Genomic DNA, 16920 nt, shown 5'->3' on the forward strand with positions numbered 1-16920 from the left:
AGATGATACGGTCGCTTTAGCTTCTTGTCAACAGGCCGCCACCTACTTTGTGTCGGCGGCTCAGAAGGTCAGCTTTTCCCCGAACTGCTGCTCCAGCAGGCGGCTTTGTACCTGCATCTGCTGCAGGTCGCCAGCATAGAGCTTGTCCTCCAGTTCATCCATGGCGTTGTGCATCAGCTCAAAGTGCTGCAACAGCAGGTCATGCGGAGACTTGCCCTGCTTTTTCATGCGGGCGTACATCGGCGGCAGCCGCAGATAGCTCTCGATCGAAGTCGGCAGATGCTTGAGCAGGGTCTGCTTGATCAGATGACGGGCCTCTGGGGCAACATCCCCCGCCACTTCCAGCTCCTTGATCCGTGGCAGCATCTGCTGGGCTTTGTCGAGGATATGCTGCAGCGCAGGCTGGGTGTCCGGCGGCAGGCGTGGCAGGGCATGCTCGCGCAGCCACTCCAGCGCCTGCTGGGTTTTCAGGTTTTCCGGCAGGGTCATCGGTGGCGGCGGTGTCAGCGTCACCACCAGCACCAGCGTGCCGATATAGGCCCCTGCCACCATGCCCCACACCATCCAGTTCGGGGCCCGCAGAATACCCGCCAGGTACAAGCCCAGTACCGCAATCGCTGCCAGCAACCCCAGCAGATTGGCGGTAGAATAAAAGAAACGTCGCCAGCCCATGGTTACTGATTGGCCCTTATCTTCTTGAACACTTTGGAGAGTGGCGTCTTGCGCGCATCAAAGGTCTGTCCGCCGGTCAGGCTTGCCAGCTGGCTCATCTCACCCTCATCGGATTCGCCAAACAGGATCGGGTAAACCGGCACCTTGCCCCCACCCCACTGCTGCAACTTTTGCTGGAAGTCGCTGAACTCACTGCCATCTGCATTCTCTCCGTCTGTGAGCAGGATGATGGCGACATTGCGCTCACCCGATTTGGCCAGCTTCAGCGCTTCCGGATAAGCCTTGAGCAAGGTGTCGTAGATGGCGGTACCGCCACCGGCCTGCAGGTAATCCACGTTATAAGCAAACTGTTGCATGATGACTCGGTTGGCGTCCCTGTCCTTACCCATCTCGAAGGACAGCATGGGGTCGATCACGTGGCTGAAGGGCAACAGGAACAGCTGCTCACGTTCGCGCAAGGTGGCAAAGCGGCCTGTCACGGTATTGTCGTCCTGCACCAGCGTCAGCAAGGCTTTGCGGGCGATGCCGATGCGATCATCCCGGCTCATCGAGCCCGACTGGTCAAACAGGATGAAGGTACTGACCGGTCGTGAGTAGTTATCCAGATAGCCACGCAGGATGGCATCCACCACCGCACGTGACCCCGGGAAGGGCAATTCGTTGACCACCACGTCGCCATCATCCCCGCCGGTGAGCGGGGTACGCTGGGTGGTCGCCGCAATCTGCTTCTGGATTTCCGCGCTACGCAGCCAGGTCAGCAGCGCTTTGTAGGTAGTCGCTTGTTTGGAGGATTTCAGCAGCATCAGGGGATAGTCCGCCGTGATCACCCCTTCCTTCGGCAACAGTACCTGCAGCGGCACACCACGCGCCGCCATGCCCTTGATGACGGATTCGTAGTTGACCATGCCATCGGCCGCCGCCGGTGTGGCTGCCAGCTTCTCGGCGAGCAGACCACTGGAGCCACTGGCGAGCGACTGCCCCTTGAACAGGGCTTTCAGTTGCTCAGACGGCACATCACTCACCTGCAGGGCATCGGCCTTGCCGGACAGCTCCGTCGCCAGCCCCACCAGCGCGACAAAGCCGGTATTGGACGAGGTCGGGTTGCTCATGGCGAAGCGGAACTTGCCTTGCTCAGACGCTGCAATCACGTCCCGCCAGCCCACTTGACCGGACTTCCAGCCAAGCTTCGCCGCCACTTCCGGCTTCACCCCCAGCACCACGCGGGAGTACATGGTTTTTTCCGATTGGGCGATCAGCTGCCGCGCTTCCGGAATCAGCTGCATGTACTTGCCATGCGACACCCAGACGGCATCATAGCGATCCGGTTGCTCCTGCAGCTGGTCCACCGCATCCAGCGTACCGCTGTATTCGAGCTGGATGTTGACCTTGTTCTGCTGCCCGAACTGCTGCAGCAAGGGCACCATGTCCTTCAGCTCCGAGCCCGCCAGAATGCGAAATACCGGCCAGGAGGCATCTGGCGCAGCGGCATCTTGCGAGGCGTCGGGTGACGAAGTCTTGTCGCACGCCAGCAGACTGGCTGCCAGCACGGCCAGCAGCCCCCATTGCAGATACCGCCACGCCCGGCGCATCACAGCGTAATGCCCTGCTCGGCTTGCGCACCCGGCTTGTTCGGGTCCATATCCAGCCGTTTACGCGCCGTGTCGATCTGCGCCTTGATCAGACGGTTGTTCTCCGCCATGGTGGCGAGCGCCTGGGTACGATAGTTGTCCATGGTGTCCATTGCCTTGAAGGTCTGGTCAAACATGGTTTGCAGGGTTTTCACCCCCAGCGCCGGGTCCTGGGCAAAGCGGGTGGTCATGTTGACGTGCTCGTTCAGGGCCACCCCGGTATGCACGATCAAGTCTTCAATGGTCTTCTGGGTAGCCTGCACCATCTCCATGGTCTTCTGCTGGCGATCGGTCGCACGCGCCAGCGTCACCGCTACAGTGAGTGCAGCACGGCCAATGGTCGCCATGCGGTCGCAAGCATTCACCACCTCACGCCCGGTCTTCTTCAGCTCACCCAATACCGCGTAGGCATTGATGGACAGCGCTTGCGAGGTTTGCACATCCGCCAGGTTCTGGCGGATATAGAACAGCACTTCCTGCTCCAGCACCTTGGCGCGGTCGGCGTCATTCGGCTTGATGCGGTCGATCTCGGCGCTCATCCGCTCGTCCAGCGAGCGGATGAAGAAAGCCACCCCTTCCAGCTTTTCCAGCGCCGCCCACATTTGCTGGCGCGCCACATCCAGCTCGGCAATGTCTCCCCGGATGGCATCCTTGGCCTCCAGCAACTGCTCGGTCAACTTGGTGATCTGCTCACCTGCCCCCTGATAACGGCGCAGATAGGCATTCAGCTTCTTGGCAAACGGAATCGGGATGCCGAGGAAACGGGTCGGGGCGAACAGGTCACCCTGGCGGGCCGGGTTCAGGTCATCAAACAAGCCGCGCAATTCCAGCAGCGCCTTGGAGGCGGGATCGTCTTCCAGACCGATCAGGTTACGCTCGGTGAAACTGTTGCTCAGCGTGGTGGCGGTTTCGATCTCCTTGCGCCCGACCGAGAATGCCTTGTCCAGCTGGCTCTGGAATTCCGGGGTTTTCGGGTCGCCACTCAGCAGCGCCTGCATGAAGCCATCCAGCTGCTCCTTGATGCGCGCCTGCATCTCGTCCGGCAGCTTCACGGCACCCGGTATCTGCTCCGGCTTGACCGGCTGGATCACTTCTGGCGGCTCCAGCTGCAAGGTGGGCAGGTTGAATTCCGGAATGGCCTGGATAACGGGCGCGGCAGCGGTCTGGGTCTCAACAGTCACGGGGGTGATCCTTTCCTGGTCAGCACTACTCATTCAAATCGGGCTACGATAGCGTCCTGCATGGCATCCAGCACGTGGGTCGCCGGCATGTCGGCCAGTTCAATCAGCTCGGGCGCAGGCAGCTTGATGGATTGCATGGCCGCCTCAAACACCTTGGGGTCGTTGGTGCGGAAACCATACTCTGCCGCAATCTTCTGCAGGTCCGGATCGGTGGCCAGCAGCTGGCCCACCCGCTGGCCAGCGTTGCTGCGGGACACCCAGATGTGCTTGAGCACCAGGCTGGGGCGCGGGTAGATCAGCACATGCTTGTCGCGCAGCTTGCCCTGCCGCTTGGCTTCAACAAACTGGGATTCGTAGATCAGCACCAGCGGTGCCTTGCCCATGCCCTGACCAATGTAGTCTTCAAACGGCCCGGCCAGCGTGCCTTCCTGAAAACCTTGCCGGGTCATCAACGGTGCCAGCTCGTTCGCCAGCTTCACCGCCGCCTCACTATTGGCGGGGACTTCGCCGTGATTGCGCACCCAGGCCAGCAGGGCAATGTACAGCATGCCGGTATTGGATTTGCGCAGATCGGGGGTATTGACCAGGATGCCCTTGTTGACCGGGAATACGGCATTATTCTGCAGCTGGTTCCAACGCTTGCCTTCCAGCATCAGCGGCAGGGTCTTGTCCAGCAGCAGATTGGGCACATCGTCACGGGTTTCCAGCAGACCGTTGGACGACAGCACAGGCAACAGCGGGGACCAGCTGGCCATCACCAGCGGGGTGGAGAATACGGGCTGCGCCGTCACCCCCGGCTGCCCCTTCAGGCCTTGCTGCACGTCCAGCGCGGCATTGGCGCCAGCGGGCCAGATGGCGTCAAAATTACTGAGCTTGGGCAGATCATCCTTGAAGCTGCCACTCTTGGTGAGCTGCAGGCACAGGTTTTCTTTCTGCAGCCGCGCAATCACCCGCGCATCCTGCAGGTAGGCAAACTTGGCAGAGCCGGTCAGCACGGATACCGTATTGCAGTTGGCAGGGACTTGTGCGGTGGTGGCCATGGCGCCAGCAGGCACCGAAGCGGGCACCATCGAGGCTTCATCGCCAGCACCCGCCGCACCCCGCGTGGATTTCCAGATCCCGGCTGCTACCGCCAGCAGCAGTGCCAGCGAGAGAATGACCCCGAGTATCTTGCGTCCCATGCCGTCCCATCCCTTTCCATGTAGAAGCCATTAGCGCACAAGCCGGTTGCGCAGCCATGACGGCACAACAATAGCAGAAAGACTGACCGCTGCGTGCAGGCTGAAACATTGCCTGATCAGATGGGGGAGTCTGGCCTTGTTTTCAAGCCACCGCATCCATAGACTGCAAGCCTGCCCCACTCATCACGCATCTAACCCTATGCTGAACATGCTGTTCACGATCCTGCGCTGGGCCTTCCGCGCTTTTTTGCTACTACTGGCCTTGCTGGTTATGCTGCTGATCTACAAAAGCTTCAGCCGCACAGACAGCTTTCATATTGAGCATGCCCAACTGGTGGATCGGGATGGCCTCCACCATCTGGAGGCACGATTAGCCCAGCAAAGCGCTTTATACACCGCCTCACCACCGGTCAAATATCAGGAGTGGTTTGGCTTTATGCTGCACCACATCCAGCCGGGGCAAGGTGCGATCCTGGCTTACCGCAAGTTCGACCCGGGTGGTGTGCTGACGCATGATGATGAAAGCTATGCCAAGCTCACTGTTTGGTTACCCGATGGGCTGCCGACCAAGCCGCTCAAAGTCACACTCACGCCACAATCCCGCATCCAAGCAGTCTTCTCAAACGGTGGCTCAGCCTGGCCTCGGCACGACTGCACCGTAGCGCTCACCCAGGGTATTTTGCAGATTACGCCAACGGGTAGTCACTATGCCGTGGACTATCTGGGAAACATCGCCCTGCAGCCGCAGGTCAATCCAGAGTGTGAGGGACTTTCAAATGTGCGACAGGAATTCACCACCTCCGCCCTCAGCCTGTCCGAGCTGACGCCTTGGTTGGGCAAGCCGGGTGAGCATCCTTATGATGAAACCTACCGCTAAGTAAGGTTAAAGCACCCGCCCTGCCATATCCGCCGCCAGAAAGTCCAGCAGCAGGCGCAAACTGAGCGGCTGGTGTTGCCGGTTCAGGTAGAGGGCGTAAACGCCTAAGGTAGCAGGCGACCATTCGGGCAGGACGGCCTGCAGACGACCTTGCTGCAAATCGGTTTGCACCAGATACATGGGCAGTTGTGCGATACCGGCCCCCGCCAGGGCCGCGCGGCGGGTAATCAGCGTTTCATTGCTGTGTAGCCGCCCGCCAACCGGCACCCGCACGCTGTCCTGCCCCCGGTACAGCAGGTACTCACTGCGGCCGACGTATGCGTGTGTAATGCACTGATGCAGCTGTAACTGTTGCGGCATCTCGAGCGGCGCATGCCGGGCCAGATAGTCGGGTGAAGCGCACAGCACCGAGTGACACCGCCCCAGCAAGCGAGCGTGCTGCTGCTCATCCAGCTGGTTGGTGATGCGCAAGGCAAGGTCCACCCGCTCCTCCACCAGATTCACCGCCCGCTCCAATACCAGCAATTCAATATGAATACCGGGGTAGTGTTGCAGGAAGCGCGCCATCGCCTCGGTGAGATAGGCATCAGCCAGTGAGGCGCTGGTGGTCAGTCGCAAGCGCCCCTGCGGGGTTTGCCGCAACGCCCCGGCCACCCCCTGCACCTGCGCCTCCAGCGCCAGCATGCTGCGGCAGTGCTGCAAAGCCTCCGCCCCGGCTTCGGTCAAACTCAGGCGGCGGGTGGTCCGGTGCAGCAAGCGCAGTTGCAACCACCCCTCCAGATCAGCCAGATAGCGTGACACCATGGCCCGCGACAGCGACAGCCGCTCCGCTGCCAGCGTGATGCTACCGCTATCCACAATCTCCACAAACACCCGCATGGCAGTGAGGCGGTCCATTGATTTACTCGAATTAGTAAACAGTCCATTCATTATATCGCTGTTTATTGCAATTTAATTCACAAATAAAGTAACGCCATACGGTCGCTGACCGCCTTACTGCGAAAGGAAACACCATGAAACCCCGTCTGTTGTTCACCGCCACCCTGCTGGCCCTGTCTGCCACCCTGCACGCTGCGCCGCTGCAGATCAAGGTGTACAGTGCCGACGACAACAGCTTCAACGCCAACTCCACCCTGGTTTATGGCGACCATGAAGCCATGGTGATCGACGCCGGGTTTACCCGCGCCGACGCCCTGCGCATTGCCGCCAACGTGCTCGACAGTGGCCGTACCCTGAAAACCATTCTGGTGAGCCAGGCCGATCCGGACTACTACTTTGGCGTGGAAGTGCTGCACGCCCAGTTTCCGCAAGCGGAAGTGGTAGCCACACCGGCCGTGCTGGAGGTGATCCGCAGCAAACTGAAGTACAAGCTGGAATTCTGGGGCCCGAAGATGGGCAAGAATGCGCCACAGCAGCCAGTATTGCCCAAGGTGCTGAACAGCAACCGCCTGACGCTGGATGGTGAAGCCATTGAAATCCGTGGCACCACGGGCCCGCTGGCACATCGCCCCTATGTGTGGATTCCGTCGATCCGTACCCTTGCGGGCAATGTGGCCGTATTCAACCAGTGGCATGTATGGACTGCCGACACTGCCACCCCGGCGCTGCGCTCCGCCTGGCGTGCCCAGCTGGACGAGATGCAGGCCTTGCAACCACAATCTGTCGTACCGGGCCACATGAAGCCGGGCAGTGCACTGGACGCCAGCGCCATCCGCTTCACCCGCGACTATCTGCAAAGCTATGAAACCGCGCTGCAGGAAGGCAAAGACGGTGCTACCGTCATCCAGCGCATGAAGCAGCAATGGCCTGCGGCCACCGGCATGCTGTCGCTGGAAATCGGTGCCAAGGTCAACAAGGGCGAAATGCCCTGGTAAGACAAAGGGGCAGCGGCCTGCCGCTGCCCCCAGACAAGGACTACACCATGGCAACCCTGCACTACTTTCTGGACCCCTTCTGTGGCTGGTGCTACGGTGCCGCGCCACTGATCAAGGCCGCACGCCAGCACCTGCCGATGGTGCTGCACGCGGGCGGCATGATGATGGGCGCACAGCGACAGCCGGTTACCCCGGCTTTGCGTGACTTTGTGCTGTCACACGATGACCGCATCGCCGCACTGACCGGTCAGCCCTTCAGTGCCGCCTATCGGGATGGCCTGCTGCAAGACCCGCACGCCGTATTTGATTCCGAGCCCCCCACCACCGCCCTGCTGGCGGCAGACAGCCTGGGCGGACGCGGGCTGGACTTGCTGGCGCAGCTGCAATATGCCCACTTTGTCGAAGGCCGCCGTATTGCCGACCCCGAGGTGCTGCGCGAGCAAGCGGTGCAGATCGGTTTGCTGGAAGCCGACTTCGTGCACGCCTGGCAGGCGCAATCCGGCGATCCAACGCTGAGCCATGTTGCGGCCAGCCGCCAGCAGCTGGCCCGCGCAGGTGGTCGCGGTTTCCCGACGCTGGTGCTGGAGCAGGAGGGTCAGTGGCAACGCATCGAGCTGTCGCCCTTCATGGGAAAGGGGGACGCCTGGTCCGCCTGGCTGGCAGAGCGCTTTCCGCTGCCCGCTGGCGAGCCCGGCTTGCTGTGTGACGCCGATCAGTGCCTGCCGCGATGAGCCTGTGGGAGGGTCAGGCCGGGTCCGGTTTGTAAAATTCAAACTCCGGCAGGGCCACACCATCCTTGCGCCAGGTCAGCATGATCACGGTGTTGTTGTTGACCGCCACCAGTGACAGCGGCCAGCCACCGTTGGCCTTGCGCAGGGATTCGTACAATGGCCAGAAGTAGTCCCCGGTCTGCCCTTGCGGGTCATACGGCACATCGACATAAAACACCGGGTACTTGCGCTCGTTGCACAGCTGCACCCGATAGAGTTTGACGCGATTGTGCTCAAATACACCTTTGACCGGGTGCTTCCAGCCTTGCAGCGACACCTCTTCACAGCCCTTGGCCAGCCGGGTGTACAGCAGGGTCTGCGGCAGGGGCTTCGGGTCTACGTTATAGCCTGAAGCCAGCACCACACCACTCATCAGTAGCGACATCAACATCGGTAACCCTACCCCTGTTCAAGACCCCCAGCACTGTAACACAGGACAAGGGCATACCCCGTGCCGGCCCCGTTACACATTCTTCACAGTGCCCCACCCGTCAGCAGGCTGCGGATCAGCCGCTTCCAGTCCGCCAGCTGTCCGGCATCCAGCCGTGAAAAGAAGGCTTCGTCCGTTCGCTCCACCGCCAGGATGGCCGCATGAATCAGCTGCCTGCCAGACTCGGTAAAGCCAACCTCAACCGCCCGGGTATCAGAGGCAGACGGTACCCGCGCCACCAGCCCCATGTCTTCCAGTTTGCGGATGGCCTTGGACAGCGTCATCTTGTCGATACGGGTATGCGCCACCAGCCGGGCCTGGGTTGGCGGCTCCTGCTGCTACTCGAACCAGCGCAAGAATGGCTAGCTGCGGCTTAACACCCGCCTTGCCACGGTGGGCAACCAGCGCACCAGCAGGCGGGCCAGCCGGGCTTTGCCGATATGAATCTGCCACTGGTCCCGCTGCCAGCCATGCCAGAATGCGGCTGCCACCTGCTCCGGGCTGAGCTTGCCCTGTCCCCGCCCCTGGGTCATGGCGGTATCCACCAGCGGTGGCACCAGCTCGAATACCCGAATCGAGCTCCCCGCCAACTGCGCACGCAGCCCCTGGCTGAAGTTGAGCAAGCCCGCCTTGCTGGCGCAGTAGCTCACGGCAGAAGGCTTCGGCACCCAGCCCAATACCGAGCAGACATTCACCACCGCCGCCACCGGCTGCTGCCGCAGCTGCGGCAGCCAAGCTTGCGTCAACAGCATGGGGGCCAGCAGATTGGTTTGCAGTTCATCGCATAGCGCCTGTGGCGTGAGGTCATCCAGCGCGCCGGCACATTGCACCCCGGCGTTATTGACCAGTACCTGCACATCCGGAAAGCGCGCCACCAGTTGCAGGCAGTCCGCCATCCGGCTCAGGTCAGCGCAGGCATACTGCGCGCCCGGCAGGCTGGCCACCGCCTGCTGCAGCGCCGCCTCATCCCGCCCGACCAGCACCACCGGATTACCGGCCTGATGAAACTGCCGCGCCAGCGCCAGACCAATGCCCCGGCTGGCCCCCGTCACCACGACCCGCAATCCGGAAGTCTGCATCACCGCCCTGCCCTGCTCTGGAAAGCACACAGCATGGCGGATGAGGCTGTTGTGGGATTGTAAAAACCCGCCACGAGGGCGGGTCAGTCCGGAACCAACCCATCATGGGCATTGCTTTGCGGGTCCACATAAGGAAAATCCGTGGTTACACTCAACCCCACGAAGCAAAGAACCAGTACCAGGTGATTGCCATCTCAGCACAACATGAGAACAGGCAACTTCCAGCGCAATCCGGTATGTCATTTGTGCTCCAGGCGGTTGATGTAAGCCCGCACTGACCGCAGTGTTTCGTTATCACTGCTTCAAATGGCTTTATATCTGCGCAGTGCCTCTCTGCAGTAACCTAAGGCCAGTGGTGATTGTTCGTCTGCATACACGTGACATAGGTGAAACGTGGCTTCTTCGTGCCCAGCTTTGTGGGCAGGACGCCAAAACTCATCAACCGCACGATTCCTATCGGCTTTGACACCAAGCCCCATATAGTAGAGGTATCCCACATTGTTCATGGCGTCATAACGCAAAGGCTCAAATTCAACAGGAAAATGGCGATCTTTCAAAATGGCTTGCCACTGTATGGATGCTTCAGAAAAGCGTTGCTCGCGATACAAGCGAGTTCCTCGGAAAAATCGACACATGGGGTTGTCAAATCGATAGTATCCAAGCGCAGGCTCTTTGCACCACGCAGCATAGGCCTCTACAGAAAAGGTCATGAAGAGCAGTAAGGTCATGCGTAGGAGCATTTTTAAGTTCCAGACAGGTCCCTGATGACCAGCGTTAACATATTAGCGTATTCAGAATGAAGCAAAACCCGCCGCAGGTCACCCCACGGCGGGTTGGTGTGCGGCAGGTACAGCTTACCAGACGCCGAGGTAGGCCAGCATGCCTTCGGCGGCCTGGCGGCCCTCAAACACGGCACGCACCACCAGATCGGCCCCGCGCACCTGGTCGCCACCGGCAAAGATCTTCGGGTTACTGGTCTGGTGCTTGAAGGGCTGGCTGGCCGGGGCGACAGTGCGGCCACGGTCGTCAGTCTGGATGCCTTGCGCGGCAAACCAGCCCTCCGGTTCAACCTGAAAACCAAACGCCACGATCACCACGTCCGCAGGCAGGATTTCCTCGGAGCCGGGGATCACTTCCGGCGCGCGGCGGCCCTTGGCATCCGGCGCACCCAGCTGGGTGGTGACCAGCTTGACGCCAAGATGGCCATCCAGCTGCACCACGCCAACCGGCTGGCGGTTCCACAAAAACTCCACACCCTCTTCCTTGGCGTTGGCCACTTCGCGGCGTGAACCTGGCATATTGGCTTCGTCACGGCGGTAGGCGCAGGTCACGCTGGCGGCACCCTGGCGGATCGAGGTGCGGTTGCAGTCCATGGCGGTATCGCCACCGCCCAGCACCACCACCCGTTGGCCCGCCACGCTCTGGAACACCTCGCCATCCTTGAGGGTGCCCAGGTTGTTACGCACATTGGAGATCAGGAAAGGCAGCGCTTCCTGCACGCCGGGCAGGTCTTCACCTTCAAAGCCGCCCTTCATGTATTTGTACGCCCCCATGCCCATGAACACCGCGTCGTAGTTGCGCAGCAGTTCGTCGATCATGATGTCGCGGCCGATATCGGTATTGAGGCGGAATTCCACGCCCATTTCCTCCATCATTTGCCGCCGACGTTGCAGCACGTCCTTTTCCAGCTTGAATTCGGGGATGCCAAAGGTGAGCAGGCCGCCGATTTCTTCATAGCGGTCAAACACCACCGGCTTCACCCCATTGCGCACCAGCACATCGGCGCACGCCAGCCCCGCCGGGCCGGCACCGATCACCGCCACCTTCTTGCTGGTCCACACCACGTCCGACATATCGGGCCGCCAACCGGCTTTCCACGCTTCGTCGGTAATGTATTTTTCGATGGAGCCGATGCTGACTGCGCCGAAATCCGCATTCAGGGTACAGGCACCTTCGCACAACCGGTCTTGCGGGCACACCCGGCCACAGACTTCGGGCAGGGAGTTGGTCTTGTGCGACATCTCGGCAGCTTCAAACAACTTGCCTTCCCGCACCAGCTTCAGCCAGTTGGGGATGAAATTGTGTACCGGGCACTCCCATTCGCAATAGGGGTTGCCACAGCCCAGGCAGCGGCTGGCCTGCTCCATGGCCTGCTCCCGCCCCAACGGCTGGTAGATTTCCTTGAACTCGATTTTCCGCACGCTGGCGGGTTTCTTCTCGCCGGGGTTACGCGGCAGATTCAAAAACTGGAATACGTCGCCCATGCTTACGCCTCAATCCTGTAGGGCGGGAACCTCCCGCCGTGTCCGCCTGCGGGCTGCCCCGCTGGCCTGACTGCCGTGGCCGCTGCCACGGCGCGCGCATCAATCCTTCAGCAAGCTTTCCAGCTTGGCCGCCTTCGGCTTGACCAGCCAGAACTTGCCGACCGCCTCGCTGAAATCGTCGAGGATGTCACGGCCCCGCTCGGAGCCGGTGTATTCGACATGCTCTTCGATCCGCTCACGCAGGAACTGCCGGATGTGGCCGTAGGCCTCGCCGGTGATCAGCTGGATGTCCACCAGTTCATTGTTGTAGCGGCGAACGATCTTGTCGTGCTCGTCGTACACCATGGCAAAGCCCCCGGTCATGCCCGCGCCGAAGTTGCCACCGGTTTCCCCCAGCACGATCACGCAACCACCGGTCATGTACTCGCAGCCATGCTCGCCGACCCCTTCCACCACCGCCAGCGCACCGGAGTTACGCACCGCAAACCGCTCGCCCGCCAGACCCGCCGCGTACAGACGGCCACCCGTTGCGCCATACAGGCAGGTGTTGCCGATGATCACCGACTCATAGCCCTTGTAAGCGGCCTTGGGCGGCGGCGCGATGACAATACGTCCACCGTTCATGCCCTTGCCGACATAATCGTTAGCATCGCCTTCCAGTGTCAGGTTCAAGCCACGGGCGTTCCACACGCCAAAGCTCTGCCCGGCGCTGCCCTTGAAGCGGACATGCAGCGAGCCCTCTGGCAAGCCTTCCACCCCCCAGCGACGGGCAATCTCGCCCGACAGGCGCGCCCCGATGGAGCGCTGGGTATTCTGGATCGGGTAATACAGCTCTTGCATGCTGCGGTGCTGCAGTGCCAGCTGCGCATCCTGCACCATCTGCTCGGCCAGCTCGCCTTTGTCAAACGAGGGGTTGCTGGCCTCTACGCAGAAGCGCGGCTCGCTGGCGGGAATATCGCCTTGCCCCAGCAGCGACTGCATCTGCAAGCGTTGCTGACGCGGCGACTGGCCTTCCAGCAGCTGCAGCAAGTCCATGCGCCCAATCAGCTCGTCCAGCCGGGAGACGCCCAGCTTGGCCATCCACTCCCGGGTTTCCTGCGCGATGAAGGTGAAGTAATTGATCACCATCTCCGGCAGGCCGATGAAATGCTTGCTGCGCAGTTTGATCTCTTGCGTCGCCACCCCGGTGGCGCAGTTGTTCAGGTGGCAGATACGCAGGTATTTGCAACCCAGCGCCACCATCGGGCCGGTACCGAAGCCAAAGCTCTCGGCGCCCAGGATAGCGGCCTTGACCACGTCCAGACCGGTTTTCAGGCCACCGTCGGTCTGCACCCGCACCCGGCCACGCAGGCCGTTGGCGCGCAGTACCTGCTGTGCCTCGGCCAGCCCCAGCTCCCACGGCGTACCGGCGTACTTGACCGAGGTGAGCGGCGAGGCTCCGGTACCACCGTCGTAGCCGGAAATGGTGATCAGGTCGGCATACGCCTTGGCTACACCCGCCGCCACCGTGCCCACCCCCGGCTCCGCCACCAGCTTGACCGATACCAGCGCACTGGGGTTGACCTGCTTCAGGTCAAAAATCAGCTGTGCCAGATCTTCAATGGAATAAATATCGTGGTGCGGCGGCGGCGAAATCAGCGGAATGCCCGGCTTGGAGCAGCGCAGGCGGGCAATCAGCGGCGACACCTTGTCGCCCGGCAGCTGACCGCCCTCGCCCGGCTTGGCGCCTTGCGCGATCTTGATCTGCAGCACTTCGGCGTTGACCAGATAATGCGGCGTCACCCCGAAGCGGCCAGTCGCCACCTGCTTGATCTTGGAATTCTTGATGGTGCCGTAGCGGGCCGGATCTTCGCCACCCTCACCCGAATTGGAACGGCCACCGATGCGGTTCATTGCCTCAGCCAGCGCCTCGTGCGCTTCCGGGCTGAGCGCGCCGAGCGACATGCCCGCCGAGTCGAAACGCTTGCGGATGTCTTCGACCGGCTCCACGTCTTCCAGTGCGATGCCGTCGCCCGTCTTCAGCTGCAGCAGATCGCGGAACATCGCCACCGGACGCTGGTTCACCAAGTCGGCATACTTGCGGTAGGCTTGATAGTCGCCCTGTTGCACCGCTTTTTGCAGCCAGGTCACCACATCCGGGTTATAGGCGTGGTATTCCTCGCCAAACACGTATTTGAGCAGACCACCCTGACCGATGGGCCGCATCGGGTTCCATGCCTGGCGCGCCAGCGCCTGCATGTCTTCTTCAAAGTCGGCAAAGTTGGCACCGGACAGGCGGCTCACCGTACTCGGCATGCACAGCTGCATCACCTCGTCGTGCACGCCGACGGCTTCAAACAGCCCCGCGCCACGATAGCTGGCGATGGTGGAGATGCCCATCTTCGACAGCACCTTGAGCAGGCCCTTGTTGATGCCCTTGCGGTAGTGCGCCAGCAGGTCATTGGTCTCGCCACTGATCTGCCCGCCCTCGCGCAGCTCGTGCACCGTCTGATACGCCAGATACGGGTAGACCGCCGAAGCGCCCACCCCGATCAGGCAGGCAAAGTGGTGCGGATCACGCGCGGTTGCGGTTTCCACCACCAGGTTGGTCTTGGTGCGCAGGCCAGCGTTGATCAGCGCGGTATGTACGGCACCGGTGGCGAACAGCGCATGCATCGGCAGCCGGTCCTTGCGGATCGAACGATCCGACAGCACCAGTATCACCCCGCCGCTGCGTGCCGCCGCCAGCACCTCTTCGCTCAGGTCGCTCAGCGCCTGCTGCAGGCTCTTTTCCTGCGGGTTGTAACACAGCTCGAAGCGTACCGCGCGGTAGTTCGGGTCCGACTGGCTGGTCAGCCGCACATACTTCTCGTGTGACAGCACCGGCGAGCGAATCTCCAGCCGCTTGGCGTGATCCGGGCTTTGTTCGAAAATATTGCGCTCCGGGCCAAACACCGTGTTGAGCGACATCACGATGGCTTCACGGATCGGGTCGATGGGCGGGTTGGTCACCTGGGCAAACTGCTGGCGCAGGTAATCGAAGGGGGAGCGGATTTTCTGTGACAACACCGCCATCGGCGTATCGTCGCCCATCGAGCCGACCGCTTCCTGCGCGTCCTCCGCCAGCACGCGAATCACCTGATCGCGCTCTTCAAAGGTGAGCTGGAACTGCTTCTGGTACGCCTGCAGTTCCTTCTTTTCCATCACCGGGCCCAGACCATCCTCGTCCAGCGCGGTTTCAATATAGCGGGCGTTGTCGCGCACCCATTGGCGGAACGGGGCGGACTCCTTGATGTGGCTGTCGATGTCGAGCGAGGTCATTAGCTCGCCGGTGGTCAGGTCTGCCGCAAAGATCTGGCCCGGCTTGACGCGCCCCTTGCTGACCACGTCTTCCGGCTGATATGGCCAGACACCAATTTCTGAAGAAATGGTCAGGTGGCGGTCGCGCGTCACCACATAGCGAGCCGGGCGCAGGCCATTGCGGTCCAGCATGCAGGCGGCCACCTTGCCATCGGTCAACACGATGCCCGCCGGGCCGTCCCACGGCTCCATCTGCATCGAAGTGTATTCATAGTAGGCGCGCAGGTCGCGGTCCATGCTGTCGACGTTCTGCCAAGCTGGTGGCACCATCAGCCGCAACGCACGGAACAGCGGAATGCCGCCCATCACCAGCGCTTCCAGCATATTGTCCATCGACATGGAATCCGAGCCATCGGTGCTGACGATGGGGCGGATGTCATCCATGTTCGGGATCAGCGGCGAGGCCATCACTTGCTCGCGCGAACGTGCCCAGGAGCGGTTACCCTGCACCGTGTTGATTTCACCGTTGTGCGCCAGCAGGCGGAACGGCTGTGCCAGCCGCCACTCCGGCCAGGTGTTGGTAGAGAAGCGCTGGTGGAAAACCGCAAGGGACGACAGGAAGCGCGGATCTTTCAGGTCCGGGAAGAACACCGGCAGGTTGGCCGGCGTCACCAGCCCCTTGTAGCTGATCACCCGACAGGACAAGGTCGGTACATAAAAGGAGGCATCACCCGCTCCGGCAGCCTTTTCGGCACGGCGACGGGCAATATACAGATTACGCTCGAACGCATCGGCATCCATGGTGGCCGGGCAGTTGACGAACACCTGCTCGATGATCGGCAAGGTTTGCCGGGCGTAGTCACCCAAGGCTTCCGGGTTGGTCGGCACCGGGCGGAAACCGGCCACCTGCAGGCCTTGCTTGGTCAGCTCGCTGCGCAGGATGGCGCGCGAATCATTGGCAATAGTGCTATCCGCATTGAGGAACACCAGACCAGCGGCGTAATTGTCTGCCAGAGGGAAACCACAGGCCCCTGCCACTTCACGCAGAAAGGCGCTCGGCTTCTTGAACAGCAGGCCACAACCATCACCCGATTTGCCATCCGCCGCCACCGCGCCCCGGTGGGTCAAGCGGGCCAGCGAATCAATAGCGGTCTGCACCAGCCAGTGGCTCGGTTTGTCATCCAGGTTGGCGATCAAGCCAAAACCGCAACTATCCTGCTCAAAGTGACGGCGATACAGCGTACCGTCCAGCCATTGCTGTCTGCTCATCTGCAATTCTTTCCACAGCAGCGGGGGCAATCAGCTGACCCATGATCGCACCCCCGGTTATTCACGGGTTACCAGTCTGGCAAAGTCCTTCGCTCGCTTGCCCCACTTGGCACGACCCGTCTGGCTTGTGGCCCGACCTGTCGCACTGCGGGGAGCTGATCCGGGTAATGCGCGAACACTTGCGGTATCTGCCTTCTCCGCATCAGCAGAGAGGGAAATTGATTGTATGTAAGATGGACTGTCGATGCAATCGCTTTTTTGCAATGCAATAGTTGTTTAATTTCAAATACTTAAGCAATTCATCGCAAACAAAATACGCAAAAATACGTACTTTTCCTACCAAAAAACTACAATTCTGCGACATTCATTGTCGAAAAAGTGACGTATTTTTGATCGACTACCGCGTAATCAGGCAT

The 16920-nt window shown here is 61.1% G+C and carries 13 protein-coding genes and 1 pseudogene; 3 read left to right on the forward strand and 11 right to left on the reverse strand.

What is annotated here, in order from left to right:
• Positions 1-60 precede the first annotated feature (60 nt).
• The 4 genes from ACE3O2_RS03480 to ACE3O2_RS03495 are packed head-to-tail and all read right to left on the reverse strand — an operon-like array spanning position 61 to position 4662.
• The gene (locus tag ACE3O2_RS03480) at positions 61-672 is read right to left on the reverse strand and encodes a hypothetical protein (protein WP_374334813.1); all 612 of its coding nucleotides are present in this window, start codon (positions 670-672) and stop codon (positions 61-63) included.
• A gap of 2 nt (positions 673-674) precedes the next feature.
• Positions 675-2261, reverse strand: a complete 1587-nt coding sequence (locus ACE3O2_RS03485; protein WP_374335524.1) for a substrate-binding domain-containing protein — start codon at positions 2259-2261, stop codon at positions 675-677.
• A complete protein-coding gene (locus tag ACE3O2_RS03490; protein WP_374334814.1) occupies positions 2261-3481 on the reverse strand; it encodes a toxic anion resistance protein in 1221 nt (406 codons plus the stop codon). Before ACE3O2_RS03490 ends, ACE3O2_RS03485 begins: the two co-directional genes overlap by 1 nt.
• Positions 3482-3510: 29 nt before the next feature.
• Positions 3511-4662 carry a hypothetical protein gene (locus ACE3O2_RS03495; RefSeq protein ID WP_374334815.1) on the reverse strand — a complete coding sequence of 384 codons (1152 nt, stop codon included), beginning with the start codon at positions 4660-4662 and terminating at the stop codon, positions 3511-3513.
• A gap of 46 nt (positions 4663-4708) precedes the next feature.
• On the opposite strand from ACE3O2_RS03495, the gene ACE3O2_RS03500 reads away from it, so the two are divergent.
• The gene (locus ACE3O2_RS03500; RefSeq protein ID WP_374334816.1) at positions 4709-5539 is read left to right on the forward strand and encodes a hypothetical protein; all 831 of its coding nucleotides are present in this window, start codon (positions 4709-4711) and stop codon (positions 5537-5539) included.
• Positions 5540-5545: 6 nt separating this feature from the next.
• Here the strand turns inward: ACE3O2_RS03500 and ACE3O2_RS03505 are convergent, their stop codons facing one another.
• On the reverse strand, positions 5546-6436 hold the full coding sequence (locus tag ACE3O2_RS03505) for a LysR family transcriptional regulator (protein ID WP_374334817.1): 891 nt from the start codon (positions 6434-6436) through the stop codon (positions 5546-5548).
• Positions 6437-6552: 116 nt separating this feature from the next.
• On the opposite strand from ACE3O2_RS03505, the gene ACE3O2_RS03510 reads away from it, so the two are divergent.
• Together ACE3O2_RS03510 and ACE3O2_RS03515 are read left to right on the forward strand one after the other, a co-directional pair.
• Positions 6553-7413 carry an MBL fold metallo-hydrolase gene (locus tag ACE3O2_RS03510; RefSeq protein ID WP_374334818.1) on the forward strand — a complete coding sequence of 287 codons (861 nt, stop codon included), beginning with the start codon at positions 6553-6555 and terminating at the stop codon, positions 7411-7413.
• A gap of 47 nt (positions 7414-7460) precedes the next feature.
• Positions 7461-8144, forward strand: a complete 684-nt coding sequence (locus tag ACE3O2_RS03515; protein WP_374334819.1) for a DsbA family protein — start codon at positions 7461-7463, stop codon at positions 8142-8144.
• Positions 8145-8157: 13 nt separating this feature from the next.
• Here ACE3O2_RS03515 and ACE3O2_RS03520 read toward each other — a convergent pair whose 3' ends face one another.
• The 6 genes and pseudogenes from ACE3O2_RS03520 to gltB form a co-directional block, all read right to left on the reverse strand.
• Entirely contained in the window at positions 8158-8574 is a 417-nt protein-coding gene (locus tag ACE3O2_RS03520) for a hypothetical protein (protein WP_168876472.1), read from the reverse strand.
• Positions 8575-8657: 83 nt separating this feature from the next.
• Positions 8658-8939, reverse strand: a pseudogene (locus ACE3O2_RS03525) (MarR family winged helix-turn-helix transcriptional regulator); the annotation flags it as partial.
• A gap of 36 nt (positions 8940-8975) precedes the next feature.
• Positions 8976-9692, reverse strand: a complete 717-nt coding sequence (locus ACE3O2_RS03530) for an SDR family oxidoreductase (RefSeq protein ID WP_374334820.1) — start codon at positions 9690-9692, stop codon at positions 8976-8978.
• A gap of 302 nt (positions 9693-9994) precedes the next feature.
• Entirely contained in the window at positions 9995-10420 is a 426-nt protein-coding gene (locus ACE3O2_RS03535; protein WP_374334821.1) for a hypothetical protein, read from the reverse strand.
• Positions 10421-10546: 126 nt separating this feature from the next.
• Complete coding sequence (locus tag ACE3O2_RS03540) at positions 10547-11956, reverse strand: FAD-dependent oxidoreductase (protein ID WP_374334822.1); 1410 nt, start codon at positions 11954-11956, stop codon at positions 10547-10549.
• A gap of 99 nt (positions 11957-12055) precedes the next feature.
• Positions 12056-16504 carry a glutamate synthase large subunit gene (gene gltB, locus ACE3O2_RS03545; protein ID WP_374334823.1) on the reverse strand — a complete coding sequence of 1483 codons (4449 nt, stop codon included), beginning with the start codon at positions 16502-16504 and terminating at the stop codon, positions 12056-12058.
• Positions 16505-16920: the final 416 nt, after the last annotated feature.

The sequence above is a fragment of the Leeia sp. genome (assembly GCF_041909055.1).
Classification (GTDB): Bacteria; Pseudomonadota; Gammaproteobacteria; order Burkholderiales; family Leeiaceae; genus Leeia; species Leeia aquatica.